This window comes from Erwinia sp. MYb375 (genome assembly GCF_037479175.1).
In the GTDB taxonomy this organism is placed as follows: domain Bacteria; phylum Pseudomonadota; class Gammaproteobacteria; order Enterobacterales; family Enterobacteriaceae; genus Erwinia; species Erwinia rhapontici.
In genome coordinates this window covers 353,162-379,606 of the sequence record NZ_JBBGZS010000011.1, presented here as the reverse complement: position 1 = coordinate 379,606, position 26,445 = coordinate 353,162, and the positions used below count along the sequence as shown (strand labels likewise).

The following is a 26,445-nucleotide window of genomic DNA, read 5'->3' as shown; positions in this document are numbered from 1 at the left end:
AGCACCCTTAGCACCGGCTTTTTAGCATAAGCATTCCCTGCCCGGGAACTGCTGATTAATCAATCATTAGAGCAATAACTGACCAGCCTGCGTTAGCACCTGAGCGCCAGAACGTGCCGTATTGTCATAATTGTAAATATCTGTACGAAATTGCGGCTGGCCATCATCTGCCACCCAGGCGGTCAGATAATAGAGGTTAACCGGGATACGATGACGGATGGACACATAGCGCGTATCTCCCTCTTTCAAGGTGCTGGAAATCCGCGTGTCGTTCCAGCCCACATCCTGCAGCAACAAATTAGCCAGATCGGATGCCCGGTTCACACGTACGCAGCCAGAGCTGAGAGCACGAATATCTTTCTGGAACAGACCGTGATTCGGCGTGTCATGCAAATAGATTGCATCCGAGCTCGGCATGTTGAATTTATAGCGCCCCAGTGAATTCGTCGGACCGGGGGCCTGACGAATGCGATACGGGAATGAGGCAGCAGATACCATGCTCCAGTCAATCATCGAGGGATCAACCACCTGCGCATCACTGCTCCAGCCCGACAGTAATGTATAGTTGTGCTTATACAGGTACATCGGGTCCTGTTTGACCTTCGGCACAATATCCTTGCGCACCAGCGTGGTGGGTACATTCCACGGTGGGTTGAGGACAACGTTATTCAGCGCGCTGCGCATCAAGGGTGTTTTACGGTCAGGGCGGCCGACTATCACTCGGGAAGAGAGGATTTCATTACCGTTGACATAGTAGGCCAGTGAGTAATTAGGAATGTTCACCATAATGCCGTTGTGCATATCATCCGGCAGCAGTCTCAGACGTTGGATATTCAATGCCAGCAGCGATGCACGACGTTGCGGGGAAACATTTAACCATTCGCGGGTACGGGTGCCTATTGCCCCATCAGCCTCCAACCCTTGCCAGGTCTGGAAGCGTTTCAGTGCGGCGACCAGGTCCGGAGTATAAACATTATCAGCATTGATAGGTGCGACAGTTCCCTGCACATTACCGACATTCTGCGGAACGGCAGACTGGGGATTATTTTCTGACGGCATTGCAGACGGGCTGACGACGACATTGTTATCAACGTTCGCCTGCACAGTGGCATCGGGCTGGGCATTATCATCATCATGGACCAGCGGCGCATCAACAGGGCCCACTACTTCTTCCGTGGGTTTTGGTGGCTCGCTGTCTGCCGACATCATGCCGGTGCGTTTAAGAATATCGCGCAGCACAGGCACATCATTGCTGATCTGGCCGGGACGCAGGGTCTGCTTATCAACCAGCTGTGGCCAGGGACGGTTTTCTGCCAGCAGCGTTTTTAATGCCTGATGCATACGCACATACTGCGGATGCTGCGGGGCCAGTGAGAGAACAAAACCATTGAGGCGGTTCTGCACTACCGCGTTTTGCCACAAATTAATCACCGCGACAGACGGGGCTTCCATCTTATAAGGCACATTGCTGTACAGCCAGGTTTCCCCTTTGCTGGGAACGCCAGAAGTAAACTGCAGATAACCTAACATGGCATCAGACAACACCACATCACGTGCCAGGCCAGTAATATTCGGGTCAGTCAGCTGTTTTACCCAATGGGAAAACTGCGGTTGAACGCCGGAAATCGCGACCTCAGCCAGCTGTTGCTGGAACTGTTTTACCGCCTGCTCATCCTGCCACATCGGCTGCATGCCACGACTGGCATACAACGGTGCAAGGTTTTTCAGATAGAACGGTGCCATCCCCTGAGGGAATAAGGCGCTGAGATGCGACGCACTCTGCGAGACGCTGGTACTTTGCACAATCGGAGCAGAGACAGGTGGAATACCCGCCACAGAAGAAGACACCGGCACCAGCCAGCACAAAAGACTACAACCCAGCGCGACAGCCTGGGTGGAAAACGATTTCTGCAGCAACATCCCTTGCTCCCTGTTAAGACTGGCGGATGGGTAACCCGCAGCAATTAGTCGTTGTTATAAGTATAGAAACAGAAAACGGCATTTGCCTCTTAGGTTGCAAATGCCGTTATGCAGAGTAATCTGGACACAGAGATTTTACCACTGCGCACCATTATTTTTTACAGGATTTCGTGAATCAGGCTCCTGCCTCAACATCTTTTGCCGTTATCGTCGGTTCCGCAGCAAAGCCACGCAGGCCAACAACATGAACATGTTCAGTATTATTGAAGACCTTACGAACCAGTTTGTAAGTGGTGCCTTTTTCAGGGCTGATGTTTTCCGGTGCCGCGATAATCAGCTGCATTTCCAGTCGGTCACAGAGTTCGAATAAGGTGGCAATGGATTTTGCATCCAGACGCGCGGCCTCATCAAGGAACAGCAGACGGCAAGGGGAGATATCTTTCCCGCGCAGACGACGTGACTCTTCCTCCCAGCTTTGCACCACCATCACCAGAATAGACATCCCGGTACCAATCGCTTCCCCTGTCGATAACGCCCCACTTTCTGCACGCAACCAGCCGTCAGAGCCACGGTTAACTTCCACTTCCATCTCAAGATAGTTGCGGTAATCCAGCAATTCCTCGCCAATGGTCTGCGGTGTACGCTGGCCCATATCGATTTGTGGGTTCAGGCGCTGGTAGAGTTTTGCCAGTGCTTCGGAGAAGGTCAGGCGATTGCTCTTAAACAGATCCTGATGCTGTTCATGCTGCTCAGACAGCACATCAAGCAGCGTTGAGTGAGCTTCCCGCACGTTAACGTTGAGACGCACGCTCTTCACCTGCCCGAAACTCACGGCCTGCAAGCCCTGGTTCAACTGGCGAATACGATTCTGTTCGCGCTGAATCGTTTTGCGAATAATGTTCGACACGCTGCGCGAGCTGATGGCCAGCATCTGCTCACGGGCAGTCAGCTCTTCCGTCAGGCGATTCAGCTCAATTTCCATCTGCTCAATGGCTTCGACCGGATCATCGGTGCGAATGATATCCTGACGGATACGCTCACGCAGATGCTGATAAACCGCAATGAAGAACTGAATTTTACGCTCAGGCCGCTTCGGATCCTCCGACAGACGCAGCACGTCGCGCAGATGTTCGTTATCCGCCACCGCCAGACGCAGCGCACCTAACGCCTTATCCGACATGGAGCGCAGCTCGTCACCGCCGAGATACGCCAGCTCACGACGGTGCAGACGGCGCTCAACGCCATTGTCTTTGACCAGACGCAGCACTGCAACCCAGCCCGCCTTCGCACTCACAACCTGCTCACGGCCTATCTGGTACTCGCGCTCCAGGCGGCGTAGTTTTTTCTGCAACGCATCGATTTCGGCTTCACAGAAGGTCAGCTGTTTTTCCAACTGATTACGACGCAGGCGGTTGTTGCTCAGGGCACTGTAGAGTTCGTCACGACGCAGTCGTGCCCGCTCTTCAGCGGAGGCATCCGCCTGCACGCCGATATCCAGCATCTCTTGCTGAAGCTCCTTTAGCATGTCGCGTTTTGCGTCATAGGAACTTTTCAGCGAGGCCAGAACCTGTGAATATTGCGTTAGCTGGGTTTGATGCTGTCGTAGCTGCTCACGGGCGCGGGTACGTTCACCTTCCGCCTGCTCAAGGCGCTGGCGCAGCTTCTCATTGAGGTCGCTGGTGCCGTTGAGCATACCTGCGGAGTCGATGTAGCCAAAGTGCGCACGACGCTGCACCACTTCCGTCAGGGCAAAGGCTTGCTGACGCGCATCGCGCTGCTGCTGCTGCGCCTGCTGGTAGTCCAGTTTCAACTGGTCATGCTGCTCCGGATCGCTCTGCAGGACAGAAAGAATGGGTTCCAGCTTCGTCAACTGTGCGCCGTGCTGCTGCACAAAGCGTGCGGCTTCCTGCGCTTCATCCAGCTTTTCCTGAATCTCTTCATGACGATCCTGTAACGTATCGTCCAGCAGCAGGCTGACGCGAGGCAACAGACGGTTAAGCTGGGCAACGCCCTCTTTCGCCTGCTCGAACTGCTGGCGTTGTTGCTGGTTTTCGCTTTCATGATTCGTCAGCGCGCGCTCCACCTCATTACGGCGGGTATTGAGCAGACGCATTTCTGCTTCAGGGTCGGGCTCAAACGCCACGCCAAGGTGGCTGCCGATAAAGCGGCTAAAGGACTGATGCAGACGCTGGGTTTTCTGAACATCAAATGACAGCGTAGCGTAACGTTCGGCCAGCGCTTCGCGCTCGGCATGCAGCACTTCTAACTGGTTTTCACGAGCAGCACGGCCAAACAACGGCACTTTCGGGAAACGAGAATAGCGCCACTGGCGATCCCCCGCTTTCACCACGACCGCTTTTTCCAGCTCTTCGACATTAAATACGCTGTCATCAAACGACTGCGGATCCCCTTCGATCAGGTAGAGATCTTCCGGGCAATCGTCCAGACCGTCGAGCTGATCGCGGATCAGCGACAGGTCAGGCACCACAATCGCATGACGAGCCGGGCCGTACAATGCCGAGAAGTACGGCGCATCATCGATGGTGACATCATCATAAATTTCTGACAGCAGCACGCCACCAAAACGTTCGGCGAGGTTGTTCAGGCGTGCGTCTTCTGCCCCACCCGGCTGGCTGAGACGCTCAATCTGCTTCTCAATGTCGCGCTTACGGGCTGAGATTTCATCACGTTCTACCGTGGTTTCACGCTCGCGCTCCAGCAGTTGCTGCATAAACTCGGTGACCTGCTGGCTGTTTTCCAGCGCCTGGCCCGTTTGTTCACTCAACTGCGAGAGAATTTCCTGCGCAGCCAGCCACTGTGGTGCCTGTTTAGTCAGGCGCGCAATGCGTTCACGGAGCTGCTCCAGCTCCTGGCGCAGTGTCATACGGCGCTCACCCGCGTCCGCCACGCTTTCGCTTAACAGCTCAATCTGTGCTTCCAGTTCAGCCTGTAAGGACTCCAGCTCACTGGCATCATGCTGGCCGTGTCGCTTGCAGAAGTCACTCAGCAAACGTTCGGCATCCTGCTGTTCACGTACACGTTGTGCCAGTTCACTCAGGCGGCTGCGCAGCGGTTGTAGTTGTTCGGCATGATAACGCTGGTTGCTGGCATCCCGTAACAAATCACGCCCCACCTGCCAGGCTTCGCTACGGCTAACCGGGCCGGCAATTTTACTCACCAGTTCAAACGCCTGCTCAAACTGGCTGTGTGCGGCCTGCGCCACGCTCATTTTTTGTTCCAGCATCAGCAGCTTGTCGGTCGCTTCCTGCTCTTTTGCCTGGAAGGTTTCCTGCCATTCATCTGCGTTATCCACGCTAAGATCGCTTATCTGGCAGATTTCCTGAGCACGCTGGAGTGCCTGCAAGGCCTGCTGATACTGGATGGCCCGCGTCTGCTGCACATCCAGTGCCTGCTGGTAGTCAGCCAGCTGATTTTTCAGCTCATCCACTTCCAGCTCAGCGTTTTCGCTACGTGCTTCATTTTCTTCATGCACTTCACGCGCTTCAGCGACGACCTCATTCTGCTCTTCCAGGCGGAAAGTCAGCTCTTCGAGATCGGCATCATAACGGTCAATTTTTTCCTGCTGACGCAGTGCCGTCTGAACAAGATTGAGATGGTCGCTGGCGCCCTGATAATCCGTTTCCAGATCGCTTTCAGCAGCATTGTGCTCACTCAGTTCCCGCGCCATCTCAATATGACGATATTGTTCGGCGGATAACTGTTTACGACTGGTGAAAAGGTCATTACGCACCTGCATCGCGCCATCAAGGTGGATACGGCGCTCGTTGGCATGACGCATATAGTCGGCCGCCACGTAGCTGGTCGCTTCTGAGATCAGATGCTTAAACAGGTCGCGGTCAGACTGGGTGACACGAATCGCTTCCAGCGTCATGCGGTTTTCACGCAGCGCGGCTTCCATGTCCTGGAACGCTTTACGCACTCCGCTGTTTTCAGGCAGCAGGTAATCGCGCAGTGAACGCGTAATTGCGCTGGAGATCCCCCCGTACAGCGAGGCTTCAATCAGGCGGTAATACTTGCTACGGTCAGCGGCAGAGCGTAAACGACGCGCTACAATACCGAGGTCAAACATCACTGAATGGTAATCCGTAATGGAGTTGTACTGTTTAAACTGCACACTCTCCATCGCTTCAAACCGCTCTTTCAGTTCACTGATTGGCACCACGCGCGCCTGACGGGCATTCACCGTCTCAGTCAGAATCTCAGTCGGGTTAATGGACGTCGGCAGGCCATGAATACTAAAAGGTTTGATATCCACTTTGCGGTCACGGCCGGCAACCTGTTGCAGTCGCACCCCGACAAGCACGCGCTGATGCAACGAGTTGACCACATCGAGCACCGCGTAACAAACGCCTGGACGCAGTTTGCCGTGCAGGCCTTTATCACGGGAGCCCGAGGTCGCCCCGGCTTCCGTGGTGTTACGGAAATGCAGCAGTGTCAGGTCGGGGATGAGCGCAGTAACAAATGCCGCCATCGTGGTCGACTTACCTGCACCGTTCCCACCTGACAGCGTTGTCACCAGCTCGTCGAGGTCAAAAGTCCGGGCAAAAAAACCGTTCCAGTTAATCAGCGTCAGCGAGCGAAACTTTCCACGTTCAATCATTTATTCTTCCTCCGCGCTGTCCGGCACACTGTTTTCAGCATCACTTTCACCGTCTTCGCTTTCATCATTCAGCGCCAGACCACCGTCAAGCTGCATCGCCTCACCGTCGCGGATCATCCGCAGCTGCGCTTCACGCGCATCGTCACCGCTGCGCACATCGGCGCCAAAGCGGAAGACGGATTCGGTGATACGGAATTTACTGCTGTCATTGCCCATAAACCACACCATTCCCAGGCGACGCAGGCGGTTTAGCGACGCGCGCATCTTTTCCTGAAGTTTCTGGCGGTCAAGGTCTGAGCCGGTAGAACGCTGGTTAACCAGCTTCAGCAATTTGCTTTCATCGGCCAGCGACATCAACTCGTCGTGCAACTCTTGCTGGGTGAAGATCCCTTCATTGGCCAGACGTTCCGGGCTGAGGTAGAGATAACACAAGATTTTACCCACCATCATATCCAGCTCGGACAATACTGAACGCGGGATCAGCGTGGTGGAACGTGGCCGCAGGTAGAAAAAACCTTCCGGCGCACGGATCAGTTCAACGTTGTAACGGGCATAGAACTCTTCCAGAAACTCCTGGTAGTCCATCAGAAAGGCGTGTTGATCTAACTCTTCAATGCCAATATGGCGCCCTGCGCGTAGCTGGCTGTCCAGTGCCGGGAAAATCGGGTTGGCCAGTGCCTGCGCCAGTTTAACTGGCATCACTTGTTCAATATTTGTCGATGACATGTGCCTGCACCTTGGCTCCGTAATCATTAATCGCCTGCCATTTTGCAGCCAGGCCAGAGAAATCTGCTTCGGCCACGCCTAAGCGTACAGCCTGATCGACGACAATACGCGCCACGTCAAAGTGACGTACGCGCGGATATTGTGTCAGGTAATCGCGAATCACCGCTCCGAGATCCAGCGGTTTTTGCTGTGTTCTGTAGATGGCCAGAGCTTCTTCAATCATCGCCGCCAGCTGTTCACGGATAGCATTGAACTCTTCGTATTCCAATTCAGAAGGCAGTTCGCCTGTCACTTCCTCACTGCGCAGCGTCAATTCTTCATCACGCATATCGTACAGGCGGTCAGCATTGGCATAGGTCAGCGCCCAGGGCTGATCGAAGTAATTCTGCACCGATTGACGTAAACGCTGAGCAAAGACGCGATTTTTATCCATATCAATCGCGGTACGGATAAATTTGTGCACGTGGCGGTCATAGCCGATCCACAGGTCAATCGCCTGCTGACCCCAGCTGATAATGCGGTCGAGTTTGTTTTGCAGGTCATACACCAGCTTGTCGACGAAGCCGAGATCGGGGCTATTCATCGTGGCATCCTGGATGCGCAACAGATTGGCCTGTAGCTTATCGCCCGCAGCCTCCAGGGTATCCTGAAGTTCACGTAGCGTACCGGACGTTTCGTTCAGCAACAGTTCACAGCTGGATATCGCCGCACGCCAGTCTTTATTGAGTAACTGGGCAATATCATCTTTAACGCCCTGCTGTTGCTCATCCATGATGCGCTGGGTGATATCAATACTGTCGAAGATCTCTGCTACCGAATATTTCAACGGAGCGAACACGTTGCGGTGCCAGTGAAATTCGTCGCCATCTTCATCAGCAGCATCGGCGGCACGTTTCAGCTCACCCGCTACGATCGACAACTGCAAAGAGAGACGCAGCGTGGAGAATTCACGCTGGCGAATATAATAGTCGGTAATACCGATGCCCAACGGCGTCAGACGATAGATCGCATTACCTTCCGCATGTTCGCTGGTAAAGCGATTGAGCAAGCGCTGGCGCACCATATCGTTGATGGCATTGTTGGCACGTACCACGACAGTTTCGCTGGTCTGTTCGAAGCCTTCACTGACATGGCGGAAGGCATCAATCAGTTCGCCTTCACTCATTTCGCCATCCATGCGCTCCCCATTAAGGGTGGCAATCGCCAGCAAAAAAGCCAGACGTTCGGTTGGCAATGAGACGGAAAAATCATTTTTTCGCGCCCAGGCTACCAGCTCCGGTACAGTCTGGGAAAATTCACTCATAGTTCGTCTGCCTTATGGGTTTCCGCGCTGTAACGTGGATATAACGCCCTAAACTTAAAAACGGCTCCTGGCGGCAGTATTGCTTTTCCAGGGCCAGAACCTCATCAAACCGATCGATCTGTTTGGTTTTATCACGCATGTAGTCGTGAAAAACCCGAATGCCGGTTTTGTTCTCAATCGTAAAGCCACACTCTTGCAGCCAGCCATACACCTGTCCGGGATCCCTTGGATAGTCCGGAGACAAGGTTTTCTTTTTACGTTTGGCCAGCCCCGTTTGTAAATAACCAAAGTTGCCCAGCACCATCGTCTGCATCAGCAAGCCATTCAGGTTATAGAACATGAGCGACAGGACGCCACCAGGCTTCAGTGCATCATACAACGCCGCCAGCACCTGCTGGGGTTCCGCGACCCATTCCAGCACCGCGTGAAACAATACCAGATCAACCGGTTTATCCAAATGTTGACCGACCTGCTGAGCGCTAATTTGTTCGAATTGCATGTTACCGCTCACACCTTTTTCATCGGCGAGGCGGCGGGCACGGGAGAGCATCTCTTCGGAGACATCACAAAGCAGCACCTGATGACCCCGAGCCGCAATGCCACAGCCGGTTTGCCCTTCTCCGCCACCCGCATCCAGCACCGAAAGCGGACCGTCAGGGAACGACGTTAATAACGCATCAAGATCCTCCCAGAGAATGGCCTGGCGAATACGGCCTTTGGTGGTACCGTAAATATTCTGAGAAAATTTTTCTGCGATATCATCAAAGTTGCGATCCTGCATACAACGACTCCGGCATTCAGGGCTTTATTCTACGGGGTTACCCGGCTATTTCGAGCGGCGTTCAGACGTTACACTGTGCTCATTCACGTCATTCAGCGAAGTGAAGAGAATGCGTCAGTGCGTCTGTGGCTTGAAAGATGCGGGGTATTTTGGCATACACTGACAAATAATGAACCTTTCAGTCATCGCTTCGTGATTGTGTGATGTTTTTTCGGACAAAAGGAACCCTTTTTGATGTTTTTTGCACTGAAAAAAATTGTTGGCGGCCTGCTGCTTCCACTGCCAATGCTGCTGTTGGTGATGGCACTAGGGATTATCTTACTCTGGTTCAGCCGTTGGCAGAAAAGCGGCAAAACACTCATCTCCGTTGCCTGGGCTATTCTGTTGCTGATCAGCCTGCAACCCATTGCAGACAGGCTGCTGGCCCCCATCGAGAATCGCTATCCCACCTGGCACAATCAGCACCCGGTGGAGTACGTTGTGGTCCTCGGCGGTGGCTACACCTGGAATCCACAATGGGCGCCCAGCTCAAATATGCTCAACAATAGCTTGCCACGTCTCACAGAGGGCATTCGTATTTTGCAGGCGAACCCTGGGGCAAAACTGATCGTGACGGGCGGACATGCACAGGGCAACCCGATGAGTTCAGCAGCCGTGGCCTCACTCGTGGCGCAATCACTGGGCGTACCGCAAAGTGCAATTATTACGCTGGATAAACCCAGTGATACCGAACAGGAAGCCCTGGAAGTGTCCCATATTGTCGGGCAGCGCCCGTTTGCGCTGGTGACATCCGCCAACCATCTGCCACGGGCCATGATCTTCTTCCAGCGTCAGGGCCTGGCCCCCTGGCCAGCACCCGCAAACCAGTTGGCGGTCACGTCACCGCTGAATTTCTGGGAGCGGGTATTACCCTCATCATTCTGGCTGGGCCACAGCGAACGTGCGATCTACGAAAGCCTGGGCCGCTTGTGGCAATGGCTGAAACCCGCCGCCAAACCGTCAGTCGAGCCAGGGAAGGAGTGACTGGCTGGCTGCCGTAAAACGCGCACGGTCAAACTGCGCGGTGTGAATGAACCGCGCAATTTCCTCCCAAAGAATGTAGAACCAGCGGCGTGCGACAAACCCTTCCGCTACGGGGGCTCGCCGCAAATACTCACTGACGATGCCATCGCCTGCGCCGGATGCGCATAGCGGATACAATTCGAATTCTCGTGGTGCCCAAAGTATCGTACCGGGATTAATCATCGCCAGTAACTGATCGCCCCAGGCCTCTTTCATTATGCTGCTGAGCACCAGGTTGCCGTGAACCAGAACACAGGGATCGTCAAAATCTTTAAACAGTGCGCGCAGACTCTGACGGCTGCGATACAGCACACGTCGGTCATCCATACTGAGTAATGCCGGCCGCAGGTAGTTGAGCGTCGCCCACAACACCTCCACGCGCTGCGCATACCAGGCGGGCCAACGATTCTGCTGGGTGCTGTCTACCGTTCCCACCAGCCCATGACTGTCGATACGATGCCAGCCGAGCATCCCTTCAACAATCTGTTCCTGCAGCTGCTGCCAGCGCTCGGGGGTACGCGTGGGCGCCTCAATAGAAACGCCACCAATACGCTCTATCAGTAAGACTTCATGCAGGGGTGGCTGCTGGCTGATCACCAAACCATACACGGCAGGCACACGCACCTTCCCTTCACGCATCAGCATTGAGAGCTTATGCGCTTCCTGGGCTGCAATGCCCTTCATGTTGAAGTATTTCGCCACTAACGGCAGTGAATGACCACTGTCATCGTAAAGAGTATAGAGACTGGCGTAGGGTTGCTGGCTGATACACTCAACCCGGCTGACGGGCTCTCCCAGCACCAGTGCCAGTTCAGATCGCAGTTGTTCCATCTGCCCTCCTTATCAGGCAAGAGGTCTTATGATGGTGGGAATTGATGAGATTTGCTCCGAACTGGATCAAATTCGTCGTATAAATTGCGGGACCCGCGCAGTGGTCCCGACGCGGATTTACTGCATGGCTGCGCGAACGCGTAGCAAATCCTCTGGCGTATCAACGCCCACGCTGGGAATGGCTTTTGCCACATCAACATGGATTTTCTCGCCGTACCAAAGCACGCGTAACTGCTCCAGCAACTCGATATGCTCAAGCGGACTGGCTTCCCAACGGACATAACGACGAACAAACCCGGCGCGATAACCGTAAATGCCAATATGACGCAAGAAGTGGTCACCGATAGTGTCACGGGAAGCCGCAAAGCGCTCACGATCCCACGGGATAGTGGCTCGTGAAAAATACAGCGCATAACCGTTGGTATCACGTACCACCTTTACGGCATTCGGATTAAAGGCTTCTTCCGCTGATTCAATCGGCACCGCCAGCGTTGCCATACCCGCACAGCTGCTGGCCAGATTGTCCGCCACCTGGCGAATAATAACCGGTGGGATCATCGGTTCATCACCCTGAACATTAACAATCACCGTGTCATCCGGGAACTGGTAGTGATCAATCACTTCGGCCAGGCGCTCAGTACCGGACTGATGGTCAGGACGGGTCATACAGACCTCACCACCCGCAGCTTCAACCGCACGTGCCACATCCTGATTATCCGTGGCGACAATCACCCGTTCGGCACCGGATTCCAGTGCACGCTCCATCACGTGAACCACCATTGGTTTGCCGTGAATATCGACCAGGGGTTTACCGGGCAAACGGGTGGAAGCAAAGCGGGCAGGAATAATGGCAACAAAACTCATGGATGGCTCTCTTCAAGCGTCAATGCGCGTGCTTCAACTTCCAGCAACACAGGAATACCGTCACGTACCGGATATGCCAGGCCATCTGGTTTACAGATGAGTTCCTGCTGCTCTTTGTTGTAGTACAACTTGCCATGACAGACCGGACAAGCAACGATTTCGAGTAGACGATGATCCATAAATCCTCCGCGATACATCCAATTTTGCAATGGGCTAAGAATACCATAGCTGTACTGGTGCAGTTACCCGCTCACCACGAAAAACATGCCCGAGATTATATTTCCCAGCGAGCTGGCCAGCGGGAACGCATGGCATCAGGAAGTTTATTGACCTCGATCATCTCCGCCCCCTGCCAGCGGGCAAATTTCGTCAGAGCACGCTGCACATCATCTACGAACTGCTGGCTGACGCGTATGTGCGGTTCCAGCCATAATTGTTTGACCTCCAGCACGTTTGTCTTGCGCAGCATACGCGCATCCAGTCGTGCTTTTAACGCACCCCGATGCAAAACAGGCAGGACAAAGTACCCATACTGCCGTTTTTCCTCCGGGGTATAACATTCCAGACGATAGTCAAAATCAAACAGTTCAAGTGCGCGTTTACGATCCCACACCAGTGGGTCAAATGGCGACAGAATAGCGGTATGGGTAGCGGCTTGCGGATGAGCCAGTTGTGTAAACAGACTGTGATGGACATACATCATGCCGAGATCTTCAACCTGGACCTCACGCACTGTTTCCTGTTCCCGCCAGCGATCGATAGCCTGGAGGACCGGCGCCCGTTTCAGACGGTAATAATCTGCCAGCCAGGCCGGACGAAAGATACCCAGACTGCCCGCACTGTTATCCAGCATACGCTGTACAGCTTCCGCTTCGGTGAGTGCATGCTGCGCATCATCCCAATCGGGCATCACACGCTGACGCAGGTCATAAACGCGCTGGAACTGACGACGTTCGCTGACCATCAGCTCACCGGAGGTAAACAGATTTTCCAGGTGGCGCTTATGAGGTTTCCACGCCCACCAGCCAGGCTTCTGCCCCGCCGGAGCCGTAAAGTCAGCCGAACGAACCGCGCCATTTTCACGAATATGCGCCAGCAAACTGGCGATATCCTGCTGATGCTCATCCATCCATGCCTGGCTGTACTTCCAGCCTAATGCTGAGGGATTCAGCATGCGGTGACGCAGCAGGGGATAATCCTCAATGGGAATAAAGCAGGCTTCATGCGCCCAGTATTCAAACAGGTTTCGCTGTGCCAGCGCCTGCTCAAGCCAGACATGAGGATACTCCCCGAGACGGCTGAATAGCACAAGATAAGGGCTACGCGCCACCACGTGGATGGTGTCGATTTGCAGTAGTGACATTCGGCGTACCGCCGACAGTAAATCGTCAAATCGGGCTTTATGTGAAGGTGGGCGCAGCAAGCCCTGAGCCGCCAGCTGAAGCTGGCGCGCCTGAACAAGAGAAAGAGTTACCGCCGTCATGATGCCATCCGTAAAGTTCAGATGGCTTTAGTGTAGCGCGATGTGGAGAGTTGTGGCCGAAATTAGCGTGGAATTAATGCACTGATTTTGTTCAGTAATAGGGTGGCCTGCTCATCGGGAAGCATGGCATCAACCGGTAAATACCACCAGCTGTCAGTAGCAAAAGCGCGCACTTTGACCGCATCTTTCTCTGTCATCAGCAGTGTCTGCCCGTCGGTTATCAGGGCATTCAGGGTATCGGCAGTGTAATTCTGATGGTCAGCGAAAGAGACCTCTTTTTGGATCACAACACACTGCTGACGCAGCGTGTTGTAAAAACGTGGCGGATGGCCAATACCGGCCATTGCCACCACATTTTGCAGTTGTGCGACCGGACGACGTTCCCCTGAAAGCAGGTTCACCGCCTGGCCCGGCACTAGTTGCATCGAAAGTTCATCCGGGTGCGCATGGCCACCGTTGGCGATGACGGCGGTCACACTTTTCAGGCGAGAAGCGCGTTCCCGCATGGGACCTGCGGGCAACCACCAGCCATTACCAAAGCGACGTTCACCATCAACGACGACGATTTCAACATCACGCGCCAGAGCATAGTGCTGTAATCCATCATCAGTGATAATGACATCCACCCCGCCACCGCACACCAACGCCTCTACGGCCAGACGGCGCTGGGGAGCGACCGCGACCGCCGCCCCGGTACGCTGATAGATCAGAACCGGTTCATCACCAGCTTCACGGGTAGTGGTCTCTTCGCCCAGCACCAGCGGATAGCTTTCTGCTTTGCCGCCATAACCACGAGACACCACACCAACGCGAAAACCACGCTGTTGCAGCGCCTGTACCAGCCAGATGACCACTGGCGTTTTACCATTCCCGCCCGCAGTAAGATTACCGACGACCACCACCGGAACGGGTGCACGCCACACTTTACGCCAGCCCCAGCAATAGCTAAGACGGAGCAGATTACTGATCAGCCCGTATAACAGGCTGAAAGGCAACAACAACAGATAAAGCGCAGAGCGGCCGCTCCAGATGCGTTCAATCATTGGCCAAATTGCATCTTATGCAGTTGCGCGTACACACCACGCTCTGCCAGCAACATCTCGTGACTGCCACGCTCAACGATTTGACCATCTTCAACCACCACAATCTCATCCGCTTTTTCAATCGTGGAAAGACGGTGTGCAATCACCAGCGAAGTCCGGTTCTTTTGCAGTTCGTCCAGGGCTGACTGAATAGCACGCTCAGACTCGGTATCCAGAGCAGAGGTGGCTTCATCCAGGATCAGAATCGGGCTGTCACGCAGCAGGGCACGGGCAATAGCAATACGCTGACGCTGGCCACCTGAGAGCAGCACACCATTCTCACCAATCATCGTATCCAGACCATTCTCCATCTTACTGATAAAGTCCATGGCATGGGCCATCGTTGCCGCTTTCTCAATATCTTCGCGACTGTACTGTTCCTCACGCGCATAGGCAATATTGTTGGCGATGGTGTCATTGAACAAATGCACATTTTGCGATACCAGCGCCACCTGATTACGCAGTGAGGCAAGGGTATATTCACGCAGGTCATGCCCATCCATCAGGACAGCCCCTTGCTGCACATCATAGAACCGGGTCAACAGACTCGCCAGCGTTGATTTACCAGAACCCGAGCGCCCGACCAGAGCCACCGTCTTACCCTCAGGGATCGCCAGATTGATATTTCGCAGGGCAGGTATTTCACGACCAGGATAGGTGAATGTTACATCACGGAACTCAATGTCGCCTTTTACACGCTCAACTGTGCGCTTGCCGGTATCCACTTCCTGCTCGCTGTCGAGAATGGAGAACAACGTCTGACAGGCAGCCATACCGCGCTGGAACTGAGCATTGACGTTAGTCAGTGATTTCAGCGGACGCATCAGGGCAATCATTGACGAGAACACCACGGTGATCGTACCTGCTGTCAGGGTTTCCATCACACTCGGGAAGCTCGCGGCATACAGCACAAAGGCCAGTGCCAGCGAGGCGATCAGTTGAATAATCGGGTCAGAAATCGAGGATGCTGAAACCAGTTTCATCCCCTGCTGACGCATGCGATTACTCACACGGTTGAAGCGCTCGCTTTCGATTTCCTGACCACCAAAGATCAGCACTTCTTTATGCCCTTTCAACATCTGTTCCGCGCTGGTCGTCACCTGGCCCATGGTGTTCTGCATATTTTTACTGATATTGCGGAAACGCTTAGAGACCGAACGAATAGCAAATGAAACGATTGGTGCCAGAACGATCAGGATCAGCGACAGCTGCCAGCTGTAGTAAAACATCAAGATAAACAGACCGATAATAGAAGCACCCTCACGCACCACAGTCACCAGGGCACCGGAAGAGGATGAGGCAACCTGTTCAGAATCATAGGTGATGCGCGATAGCAGTGTACCGGTAGACTGCTGGTCGAAGAAGGCGACCGGCATGCCCATCATATGGCTGAACAGGCGGCGGCGCATGCCCATGACCACATTGCCAGACACCCAGGAAATACAGTAGCTGGAAACGTAGCTGGTAACGCCGCGAACGAGCATCAGGCCCATTACGGCAAGCGGCATCCATAGCAGTACGGCGTTGTTCGCTTTACCAAAACCATCATCGAGTAAAGGCTTCAGCAGTGACAGCATGAGTGTATCGCCAGCCGCATTAAGAATCAGTGCGACTGCAGCCACAATCAATCCCGCCTTATATGGCACAATCATTGGCCAGAGTCGACGGAAGGTCTGCCAGGTGGAGAGATCTTTATCCAGATGCATTATTTAACCAGCTTTGAATGAAATAGCCGCTCATTCTACCTGGAATCCCTGACGACGCCAAACCACTGATGATACCAACGGCTCATTATTTGTTCTCTTAACCCCATAAGTTGCCAGTTATCAACAAAAAAATGGGCACTAATCTGCCCCGAAAGGGCTGTATCATGCCATTGGACGTGATTTTTATCGTAACGTTGAATAATCTTTGCAGCAGGTAGCCGCCATGCACTGTAACGCGCGACTGATGCGACAGCCGCTGTCGCGGTAACCGCGCGTAAGAAAGGTGGGGAAGAGGACGTTCTGCTACCGTGATGTGGAACCTGCAACAAATCGGCCGACAGGCTGGCACGCTGTTCTGCGACCAGTTTTAGCTCCGCCGGGGCCTCAATGTCTCCTGTCAGCAGCACTCGCCATTTTCCGTCAGTGATGGCGACGACACAGGATTGGTTGTTCCCCTCCCCTTTTTCCTCCTCTGGTGGCCAGAGAACGCTGAACTGTAGATCCTGCCAGCGCCAGCGGGTACCTTTCCGACAGGGTAAGTCCCCCTTGCGCGCCAGAGCACTGCGTACACGCGCCGCCGGGAACGCAGCCTGCACCGTTTCCAGTCCGCCAATATGGTCAAGGTGGCCGTGGCTAAGAATAATATCGGTGACGTTTAATCCCTGCCAGGTAAGCCAGGGCAGGATCTGGCTACGGGCCGCATCCCCTCCAGGCCAGCGGTTACCAGTATCGTATAGCGTTGCCTCTCCGTTACGAGAGACAACGACGGCTAACCCATGGCCAACATCTAACATATCAACACGCCAATACGGATGGGGCCCCACTTCGCGCCAGCTACACAGCAAAAGAGCCGCACTAAACAGGCTAACAGATGAGGTACGCCACCAGCCGAAACGCAGGCTCAAAAGTATCAGCCAGCCTAACAGGCTTGCAGCACCCAACGTTTGGTCTAAAGGAAACCAGCCGCGAGGTAAATGTTGAAGAGGAATAAAAACCATAGCCAGAGAGTGGTCAACCCATTGCCACAGTAGCGGGCTGACCCACGGCAACGGATTGCACACAATCGCCACAAGAATCAACGGCACTGTCAGCATCGTGATTAACGGCACTGCCCACAAATTTGCTACCAACGCGCTCAGGCTAAACCCATGAAACAGCATCGCTTGTAGTGGCATTAATAACAGTAGCATTCCAATTTGAAGATGCAGCAAACGCAAGAGCAGCCAGCGTTTACCACGGTTAAAACGGCGAGGTAGAGGAAAAAAGTGAAACCACAGTAACAGACCCGCTACCGCCAGCGCTGACAGCCAAAGACTGTCAGAAAGTACGCTTAATGGGTCAAAAAACAGGATCAAAGCGATGCACAGGCACCATACCTGCCAACTATGGCAGTGGATAAAACGCAAACGAAGCGTACTCCAGACCAGCAAAGACAGCATTGCCCGCAGCGCGGGGGGATTGCCACCGGATAACCAACAATAGGCTAATGCAATCATCAGGCTGCAATACATAGGCAATCGGTAGCCAATACACCAGGCAGGCAACAGGAACTGAACACCACGCGATAATAACCAGCCGAAACTCGCGGCAAGGGCAATATGCATACCTGAAATCGCCATCAGATGTGCCGTGCCAGTTTCACGCAATAGCAGATTTGTTTCCCTGTCGACTTCCGCTCTTTCGCCAAAGGCCAGTGCAGAAATCAATGCCTGCCACGTCAGATGCCCATAGTTCTTTTGCGTTGCATTAATCACCCTGGCACGCCAGCTGCATTGTGAATCAATGACCTCTGTCGACACCACTCTGCCAGTGAGTGGCGTATGATTAGCCAGCGCAAAACGCTGTCGGTCAAACCCTCCTTCATTAAGCTGAGCATGCACTGGACGCAGAACAAGTTCCATGTTCCAGTGCTGTCCGGCGCAAAAGGCAATCTCCTGCGGCGAAACTTTCAAGGTTGCATAAATCGGAGGGAACAGAATCCTGTCTTTGTAGCGCAGCAGCCGTACTTTAACCATCTTCCCATCGGGTAGTACGTTGTCCACGACAATTTCTGCTTTCAACTGCCCGTGCGACAGCTCTTCTATTTGATCCAATATGACTCGCCCTGCACAGACTGCCCAGAGGAACAGGACTAATATCAGCGCCACTGCTTTTGCATAACGCCATCCGGACAACGCCAGTAGCAGAGCCAGGAACAACATGGGCAAGTCGTAGGTAGCAGCAGGAAGCTTAGGCAGGAAACTCAGCGGTAGCGTTGCGGCAATGACACTCCATGCCAGCCGGTTCACGGTTAAAAGCATGACACCTCCCTGTATCAATGATGGCCAGTGTGCAGCAATCACTCCTGGGAGTCATATGACCTGGAAGGGATTTTGAAAACGCCTCACAAACAATCTTCGCTATTTGCAAATAGCACCAAAATTTTGTGCATCAACCTATGGTTTTATTTTGGGCAAAAAAAAACGACACTAGAGTGTCGTTTTATCGATTCATCGCAATACCCTGAGGTATTAACCGCCGTAAATATTAGCGCGATCACGCAACTCTTTACCAGGCTTGAAGTGTGGAACGTATTTACCTTCCAACTCCACTTTGTCACCCGTTTTCGGGTTACGGCCAGTACGAGGTGCACGATAGTGTAAAGAGAAGCTGCCAAATCCCCGGATTTCAATGCGTTCGCCATCTGACAACGTTGTTGCCATATGCTCAAGCATCTCTTTTACCGCATCCTCAACGACTTTCGCCGGAATATGAGAGTGCTGGCCGGCAAGTCTTTCAATCAGTTCTGACTTGGTCATATAACCTCCGGTTTATCCTTGTTAGGAAAAGTTCTGACAGTAACGACGGCACAGGGCAGCTTACGCTGCCCTGAAAGCGATTACTCGCCTTTAGCTGCTTTGAAAGCTTCAGCCATTGCGCTAGAGAAGTTGCTTTCTTCCTGTTTGGTGTTAACAGTATTGATTGCTTCTTTCTCGTCAGCCTGGTCTTTTGCACGAACAGACAGGCTAACAACGCGGTTCTTACGGTCTACACCGGTGAACTTAGCTTCAACATCGTCGCCAACGTTCAGAACCAGAGTTGCGTCTTCTACGCGATCCAGCGATGCTTCAGAAGCACGCAGGTAACCTTCAACGCCGTCTGCTAATTCAACTGTAGCACCTTTAGCGTCAACTGCAGTCACTTTACCGTTAACAATTGCACCTTTCTTATTCAGAGAGATGTAGTTGTTGAACGGATCTTCTGCCAGCTGCTTAACGCCCAGGGAGATACGCTCGCGCTCTGCGTCAACCTGCAGAACAACAGCAGCGATTTCGTCGCCTTTCTTGTATTCACGAACTGCTTCTTCTCCGGTAGCGTTCCAGGAGATGTCAGACAGGTGAACCAGGCCGTCGATGCCGCCGTCCAGGCCGATGAAGATACCAAAGTCAGTGATTGACTTGATTTTACCTTCAACACGGTCGCCCTTGTTGTGGGTTTCTGCAAACTGCTGCCATGGGTTAGATTTGCACTGCTTCAGACCCAGGGAGATACGACGACGTTCTTCGTCGATGTCCAGAACCATAACTTCAACAACATCACCAACGTTAACAACTTTAGATGGGTGAATGTTTTTGTTGGTCCAGTCCATTTCAGAAACGTGTACCAGGCCTTCAACGCCTTCTTCGATTTCAACGAAGCAGCCGTAGTCGGTCAGGTTAGTTACACGACCAGTCAGCTTGGTGCCTTCTGGGTAACGTTTCGCGATAGCAACCCATGGATCTTCGCCCAGCTGCTTCAGACCCAGAGAAACACGGGTACGCTCGCGGTCGAATTTCAGAACTTTAACGGTAATTTCATCGCCAACATTCACGATTTCGCTTGGATGCTTAACGCGTTTCCATGCCATATCAGTGATGTGCAGCAGGCCGTCAACGCCGCCCAGATCAACGAATGCACCGTAGTCAGTAAGGTTCTTAACGATACCTTTAACTTCCATGCCTTCCTGCAGGTTTTCCAGCAGCTGATCGCGCTCTGCGCTGTTTTCGGATTCGATAACCGCACGACGTGAAACGACAACGTTGTTACGTTTCTGATCCAGCTTGATGACTTTGAACTCAAGCTCTTTGCCTTCCAGGTGCAGTGTATCGCGCACTGGACGAACGTCTACCAGTGAACCTGGCAGGAACGCACGAATGCCATTCAGCTCAACTGTGAAGCCACCTTTAACTTTGCCGTTGATAACACCGGTAACAGTTTCAGCATCTTCGTAAGCTTTTTCCAGTGTAATCCATGCTTCGTGACGTTTAGCTTTCTCACGAGACAGCAGAGTTTCACCGAAGCCGTCTTCCACTGCATCCAGCGCAACGTCAACTTCGTCGCCTACCTGGATTTCCAGTTCGCCGGCTGCGTTCTTGAACTGCTCTGCAGGGATCGCAGATTCAGATTTCAGACCCGCATCAACCAGGACTACGTCTTTGTCGATAGAGACAACAACGCCACGAACGATGGAACCCGGACGGGTTTCGATTGTTTTTAGGGATTCTTCAAATAGTTCAGCAAAAGATTCAGTCATATTGATAATCTTCAGGATTCTTCAATTTAACGTCCACCTGACATCCTGCCGGGTGGGGTTGTTTCACATGCTCCATGACATCCATATCACAGAGTTAGATAAATCATTCTGCAAGCCGAAGCTCATGCAGAGGTCATTAAGCGTAGTTGATATTTACGCCAGCGCGAGCTTCTCACGCGCATACTTTAATGCAATGTCGATAACCTGCTCGATCGACATCGTTGTCGAATCAAGCACTAACGCATCATCAGCCGGCACCAGTGGTGCAATGGCTCGATTACGATCTCGCTCATCACGCTCTTTTATCTCAGATAAAAGGCGCTCAAAGTTAACACTAAAGCCCTTTTCCTGCAACTGTAGCATACGACGGTTAGCACGTTCTTCAGAGCTGGCATCAAGGAAAATTTTCACTGGTGCATCAGGGAAAACCACCGTGCCCATATCGCGACCATCGGCAATCAATCCCGGAAAATCCCGGAAACCACGCTGACGACGCAGCAATGCTTCACGCACACGAGGGAATGCGGCCACTTTGGAGGCGGTGTTACTGACATCCTGAGTTCGGATTTCACCGGTAACATCTTCACCTTCCAGAATCACTTCCATTTCGCCGTTGTTAGAAACAAAACGCACATCAAGATGGGCGGCGATAGGAACCAAAGCTTCTTCAGACGCCATATCCACCTGATGATGCAGCGCAGCCAGGGCCAGAACGCGATAAATTGCACCAGAGTCCAACAGGTGCCACTGCAACGCCTCGGCCATCGCTTTACACAATGTACCTTTCCCTGCACCACTTGGGCCATCAATGGTGATCACTGGGGCTATTGCCATCATGTCGTTCTCCTGTCGGTGGAATGCCTTGGCAACGGGTGCCCAGACAAATATCGACGCGCATTATACCCCTCATGCATGAAGCTGCAACTGCGTTGGTTGCGCACCGTATTCTGTCATAGGCGGCACGCATTCCTGACGAAGATGCCCGTTACGCCAGTTGACTGATACGGGCGAGCTGTTCGAAGTAGTCGGGAAACGTTTTCGCCGTGCATTTTGGATCAAGAATGGTCACTGGCGTTGAGGAAAGAGCAACCAGGGAGAAACACATCGCCATACGATGATCGTTATAGGTTCCAATTTCAGCAAATTTAACCTGCGCGGGTGGTGTAATGCGAATGAAGTCATGGCCTTCTTCAACTTCAGCACCCACTTTACGCAGTTCAATGGCCATCGCCGCCAGACGGTCGGTCTCTTTCACACGCCAGTTATAGATATTGCGCATAACCGTTGTACCTTTCGCAAACAGGGCAGCTGTTGCAATGGTCATCGCAGCATCAGGGATATGATTCATATCCAGATCGATAGCATTAAGATCCCCACGCGTACAGGCAATAAAATCATCGCCCCACTCCACGCTGGCGCCCATTTTTTCCAGTACGTCGGCAAAACGAATATCGCCCTGCATACTGTTACGGCCAATACCGGTAACTTTCACCGTTCCACCTTTGATTGCTGCCGCGGCAAGGAAATAAGACGCAGAGGATGCATCACCTTCAACCAGGTAGTCGCCGGGTGCCTGATACTGCTGCTGGCCACGAATGTGGAACGCGCGGTAATCTTCATTCTCAACATTAACGCCAAAAGTCGCCATCAGGTTGAGCGTGATATCGATATAGGGTTTTGATACCAAATCGCCTTTAATCACAATGCGAGTATCGTTTTCGGCTAACGGTGCGGCCATCAGCAACGCCGTCAGAAACTGACTGGAAACGCTACCATCGACGGCGACTTCGCCACCGCGGAACCCGCCTTTCAGGCGCAGCGGCGGGTAATCTTCCTGCTCAAGGTATTCGACATCGGCCCCCCCTTGACGTAAAGCATCAACCAGGTGGCCAATCGGACGTTCTTTCATGCGAGGCTCACCGGTCAGAACGATGTCGTTGCTGCCCAGGCACAGTGCCGCCGCCAGAGGGCGCATTGCCGTTCCGGCATTGCCAAGAAACAGTTCCAGCGCGCCTTCTGCCTGAAGTGCACCGCCCTGACCTTCGACTTCACACACCGTGCGATCGGCAGACAGTGTGAAATGAACACCCAACGCCTGTAGTGCATTCAGCATATGGCGAACATCGTCGCTATCAAGCAGATTCGTCAGGCGGGTGGTGCCTTTTGCCAGTGCGGCCAGCAGCAGCGCGCGGTTAGACACACTCTTAGAGCCGGGAAGGTTAACGGTGCCATCGACCAGGGCGATAGGTTGTAACGTCAGGGAATCCTGCATGTGAAACGTATTCTCCAAAATAATTACAATGAAACCCCGCTGGGCTGCGGGGTTTCAGATTCAAAACTTACTGCCAATGCAGGCGTACCTTAGCCGTGGCGACGTTCGAAGTCGACCATAAAATCGGTGAGCGTTTTCACGCCCTGCAACGGCATCGCATTGTAGATCGAAGCACGCATGCCGCCGACCACACGGTGGCCTTTCAGAGCATGCAGACCTGCTGCAAATGACTCTTCAAGGAACAGTTTGTCCAGTGTGGCATCAGCCAGTTGGAAGGGTACGTTCATACGTGAACGGTTAGCGGCTACCACATCGTTGCGATAGAAACTGCTGTTATCGATGGTGCCATACAGCAGATCGGCTTTTGCCTGGTTACGTTTATCCAGTTCCGCCACGCCACCCTGCTCTTTCAGCCACTTAAAGACCAACCCAGACAGATACCATGCAAAGGTCGGTGGCGTGTTGAACATAGATTCGTTATCCGCAAGGACCTTATAATCCAGGATGGAAGGCAGCTCTTTACGCGCCTGTCCCAACAGATCTTCACGCACAACAACCAGTGTTAACCCGGCAGGACCAATATTTTTCTGTGCGCCGGCATACAACACGCCGTAACGACTCACATCGATCGGGGACGACAGAATCGTGGAAGAAAGATCGGCCACTACCACTTTATCCCCAAAATCCGGGGCTTCCGGGATAGCGATACCGTCAATCGTTTCGTTCGGGCAGTAATGAACGTAGGCAGCATCATCAGACAGCGCCCACTCGCTCATTGGTTTGATTCCGCGCAGGCCATCAATCGTCGTTTTGGCATCGATCACATTTGGCGTGCAATATTTCTGCGCCTCTTTTACTGCGCTGGCTGCCCAATAACCGCCATCAACATAGTCCGCCGTGGCATGCTGCCCCAACAGATTCATCGGGATGGCAGCAAACTGAGCGCGTGCACCGCCGTGGCAGAATAAAACTTTATAGTTGGAGGGGATTTTCAGCAGATCACGAAAATCTTTTTCAGCCTCTTCCGCGACCTGAATAAATTCCTTACTACGGTGGCTGATCTCCATTACGGAGGTTCCTAAACCCTGCCAGTTGCAGAGTTCCTGTTCAGCGCGACGAAGCACTTCTACCGGCAACATAGCCGGGCCTGAGCTAAAATTGAAAACCTGACTCATTTCCCCTCACCACTTTCAGATCAATCGGTTTTGATTCCTCTATCGGTTTTATCATTGCCACCCCGTTGCTGCAATGATTTATCAGGTCGACCGACCAGTTCACCGGCCTGCGCTGCAACAGCTTGTAGGGGAAATGCAACAGCAGACGATATTTTGTGAGGTGTTTTCCTGTTTGAAAAACAGACCCGTTATCTTTTCATCGAAAAATGACATTCTTGCCTTCATGAAATTACTGATGCCGGATAGCGATTCCGCCGGAAACCCCGTATCATTGCGCGCTTTCCGCACAATCAATAACGAGTGGGCAAAATGACTCAAACTTATATCCCAGGCAAAGACGCCGCGTTGGAAGTTTCCATCGCACGCTTTCAGCAAAAACTGCAGGATCTTGGCTTCAACATCGAAGAAGCATCCTGGCTGAACCCGGTCCCGAATGTCTGGTCAGTTCATATCCGCGATCGCGACTGCCCGCTGTGTTTTACCAATGGTAAAGGCGCGAGCAAAAAAGCGGCTCTGGCCTCTGCGCTGGGCGAATACTTTGAACGCCTGTCCACCAACTATTTCTTCGCTGACTTCTGGTTAGGCGAGAAGATCGCTAACGGCGACTTCGTTCACTACCCTAACGAGAAGTGGTTCCCATTGCCGGAAGATGACCAATTGCCAGAAGGCATTCTGGATCCACGCCTGCGTAAATTCTACGATCCGGAAAACGAAGTGAGCGCCAGCGAACTGGTTGACTTGCAGTCAGGCAATGCCGCACGTGGTATCTGTGGCCTGCCGTTTACCCGCCAGTCGGATCAGCAAACCGTTTACATCCCGATGAACATTATCGGCAACCTGTATGTATCAAACGGTATGTCTGCCGGTAATACCGCCAACGAAGCCCGCGTTCAGGGGCTGTCAGAGGTGTTCGAGCGTTATATTAAAAACCGTATTATCGCGGAATCAATCAGCCTGCCAGCTATTCCACAAGACGTGTTAAATCGTTATCCGGGTGTTGTCGAAGCCATCGCCTCACTGGAAGCAGAAGGTTTCCCAATCTTCTCCTACGACGCCTCACTGGGCGGTAAATACCCTGTCATCTGTGTGGTGCTTTTTAACCCAGCTAATGGCACGTGCTTCGCCTCCTTTGGTGCTCACCCTGACTTTGGCGTAGCGCTGGAGCGCACCGTCACCGAACTGCTTCAGGGGCGTGGCCTCAAAGATTTGGATGTGTTCACACCGCCGACCTTCGACGATGAAGAAGTCGCGGAGCACGCCAACCTGGAAACACACTTTATCGATTCCAGCGGTCTGATCTCGTGGGATATGTTTAAGGATGATGCCGATTATCCGTTCGTTGACTGGAGCTTCAAAGGCAGCACTGAAGAAGAGTTCTCGACACTGATGGACATCTTCAAGTCAGAAGATCAGGAAGTTTATATCGCGGACTATGAGCATCTGGATGTGTACGCTTGCCGTATCATCGTGCCGGGCATGTCTGATATCTACCCGGCAGAAGACCTGCTGCTGGCGAACAACAGCATGGGTGCTTATCTGCGCGATACGCTACTCAGCCTGCCGGAAAGCCGCTGGGAAAAAGCAGACTATCTGTCTCTGCTGGAGCAGTTGGATGAAGACGGGCATGACGACTTCACCCGTGTACGCGAACTGCTGGGCCTCGCAACAGGTAAAGATAACGGCTGGTACACACTGCGTATTGGTGAACTTAAGGCGATGTTAGCACTGGCAGCAGGCGATCTGGAACAGGCATTGATTTGGACTGAATGGACCATGGAGTTCAATCAGTCGATCTTCAGCGCCGAACGCGCCAACTACTATCGCTGCCTGCAAACACTGCTGTTATTGAGCCAGGAAGAAGGCCGCGACCCTCTGCAGTATCATACGGCATTCGTCCGTATGTATGGGCAGGAAGCCGTAGACACAGCTTCAGCAGCTATCAGTGGTGAAGCGCCATTTTATGGTTTGCAGGCGGTTGATAACGATCTGAAAGCGTTCCCGGCACACCAATCTCTGCTGGCGGCTTATGAAAAACTTCAGGCGGCCAAACGTCTTTACTGGAAATAA

Annotated in this window: 19 protein-coding genes; 2 read left to right on the top strand and 17 right to left on the bottom strand. The window is 53.0% G+C overall.

Annotation, left to right across the window (positions count from 1 at the left end; all coding sequences use genetic code 11):
- Positions 1-66 precede the first annotated feature (66 nt).
- The 5 genes from ldtD to cmoM form a co-directional block, all read right to left on the bottom strand.
- Positions 67-1,920 (bottom strand): L,D-transpeptidase, encoded by a 1,854-nt coding sequence (gene ldtD / locus WH279_RS04205; RefSeq protein WP_200640690.1) that lies wholly within the window; start codon positions 1,918-1,920, stop codon positions 67-69.
- Positions 1,921-2,095: 175 nt separating this feature from the next.
- Positions 2,096-6,541 (bottom strand): chromosome partition protein MukB, encoded by a 4,446-nt coding sequence (gene mukB, locus WH279_RS04200; protein ID WP_339455104.1) that lies wholly within the window; start codon positions 6,539-6,541, stop codon positions 2,096-2,098.
- Positions 6,542-7,267: a chromosome partition protein MukE gene (gene mukE, locus WH279_RS04195; RefSeq protein WP_339455103.1), complete on the bottom strand. Its 726-nt coding sequence runs from the start codon at positions 7,265-7,267 to the stop codon at positions 6,542-6,544.
- Complete coding sequence (gene mukF / locus WH279_RS04190) at positions 7,248-8,570, bottom strand: chromosome partition protein MukF (RefSeq protein ID WP_133841026.1); 1,323 nt, start codon at positions 8,568-8,570, stop codon at positions 7,248-7,250. The genes mukE and mukF overlap by 20 nt, the downstream gene beginning before the upstream one ends.
- A complete protein-coding gene (cmoM, locus tag WH279_RS04185; RefSeq protein WP_339455102.1) occupies positions 8,563-9,351 on the bottom strand; it encodes a tRNA uridine 5-oxyacetic acid(34) methyltransferase CmoM in 789 nt (262 codons plus the stop codon). The genes mukF and cmoM overlap by 8 nt, the downstream gene beginning before the upstream one ends.
- 234 nt (positions 9,352-9,585) lie before the next feature.
- Between cmoM and elyC the strand changes: the two genes are divergently transcribed.
- On the top strand, positions 9,586-10,374 hold the full coding sequence (gene elyC, locus WH279_RS04180) for an envelope biogenesis factor ElyC (RefSeq protein ID WP_200640701.1): 789 nt from the start codon (positions 9,586-9,588) through the stop codon (positions 10,372-10,374).
- Here the strand turns inward: elyC and WH279_RS04175 are convergent.
- From WH279_RS04175 to serC, 12 genes are all read right to left on the bottom strand, one after another.
- Complete coding sequence (locus WH279_RS04175; protein ID WP_339455101.1) at positions 10,351-11,244, bottom strand: YcbJ family phosphotransferase; 894 nt, start codon at positions 11,242-11,244, stop codon at positions 10,351-10,353. The genes elyC and WH279_RS04175 overlap by 24 nt on opposite strands.
- Positions 11,245-11,361: 117 nt before the next feature.
- Positions 11,362-12,108 (bottom strand): 3-deoxy-manno-octulosonate cytidylyltransferase, encoded by a 747-nt coding sequence (gene kdsB / locus WH279_RS04170; protein WP_339455100.1) that lies wholly within the window; start codon positions 12,106-12,108, stop codon positions 11,362-11,364.
- Positions 12,105-12,287: a Trm112 family protein gene (locus WH279_RS04165; RefSeq protein WP_023654621.1), complete on the bottom strand. Its 183-nt coding sequence runs from the start codon at positions 12,285-12,287 to the stop codon at positions 12,105-12,107. Before WH279_RS04165 ends, kdsB begins: the two co-directional genes overlap by 4 nt.
- 95 nt (positions 12,288-12,382) lie before the next feature.
- On the bottom strand, positions 12,383-13,591 hold the full coding sequence (locus WH279_RS04160) for a winged helix-turn-helix domain-containing protein (RefSeq protein ID WP_339455099.1): 1,209 nt from the start codon (positions 13,589-13,591) through the stop codon (positions 12,383-12,385).
- Positions 13,592-13,653: 62 nt separating this feature from the next.
- Positions 13,654-14,634 (bottom strand): tetraacyldisaccharide 4'-kinase, encoded by a 981-nt coding sequence (gene lpxK, locus WH279_RS04155; protein WP_339455098.1) that lies wholly within the window; start codon positions 14,632-14,634, stop codon positions 13,654-13,656.
- Positions 14,631-16,379: a lipid A ABC transporter ATP-binding protein/permease MsbA gene (gene msbA / locus WH279_RS04150; protein WP_339455097.1), complete on the bottom strand. Its 1,749-nt coding sequence runs from the start codon at positions 16,377-16,379 to the stop codon at positions 14,631-14,633. Before msbA ends, lpxK begins: the two co-directional genes overlap by 4 nt.
- A gap of 35 nt (positions 16,380-16,414) precedes the next feature.
- On the bottom strand, positions 16,415-18,679 hold the full coding sequence (locus WH279_RS04145; protein WP_339455096.1) for a ComEC family protein: 2,265 nt from the start codon (positions 18,677-18,679) through the stop codon (positions 16,415-16,417).
- 210 nt (positions 18,680-18,889) lie between these two features.
- A complete protein-coding gene (gene ihfB / locus WH279_RS04140) occupies positions 18,890-19,177 on the bottom strand; it encodes an integration host factor subunit beta (RefSeq protein ID WP_062743871.1) in 288 nt (95 codons plus the stop codon).
- 80 nt (positions 19,178-19,257) lie between these two features.
- Positions 19,258-20,931: a 30S ribosomal protein S1 gene (rpsA, locus tag WH279_RS04135; RefSeq protein ID WP_133841034.1), complete on the bottom strand. Its 1,674-nt coding sequence runs from the start codon at positions 20,929-20,931 to the stop codon at positions 19,258-19,260.
- A gap of 153 nt (positions 20,932-21,084) precedes the next feature.
- On the bottom strand, positions 21,085-21,768 hold the full coding sequence (cmk, locus tag WH279_RS04130; protein WP_133841035.1) for a (d)CMP kinase: 684 nt from the start codon (positions 21,766-21,768) through the stop codon (positions 21,085-21,087).
- Positions 21,769-21,916: 148 nt separating this feature from the next.
- A complete protein-coding gene (aroA, locus tag WH279_RS04125) occupies positions 21,917-23,203 on the bottom strand; it encodes a 3-phosphoshikimate 1-carboxyvinyltransferase (protein ID WP_159337132.1) in 1,287 nt (428 codons plus the stop codon).
- Positions 23,204-23,292: 89 nt separating this feature from the next.
- Positions 23,293-24,378, bottom strand: a complete 1,086-nt coding sequence (gene serC / locus WH279_RS04120; protein WP_339455095.1) for a 3-phosphoserine/phosphohydroxythreonine transaminase — start codon at positions 24,376-24,378, stop codon at positions 23,293-23,295.
- 309 nt (positions 24,379-24,687) lie between these two features.
- On the opposite strand from serC, the gene ycaO reads away from it, so the two are divergent.
- A complete protein-coding gene (ycaO, locus tag WH279_RS04115) occupies positions 24,688-26,445 on the top strand; it encodes a 30S ribosomal protein S12 methylthiotransferase accessory factor YcaO (protein ID WP_200640724.1) in 1,758 nt (585 codons plus the stop codon).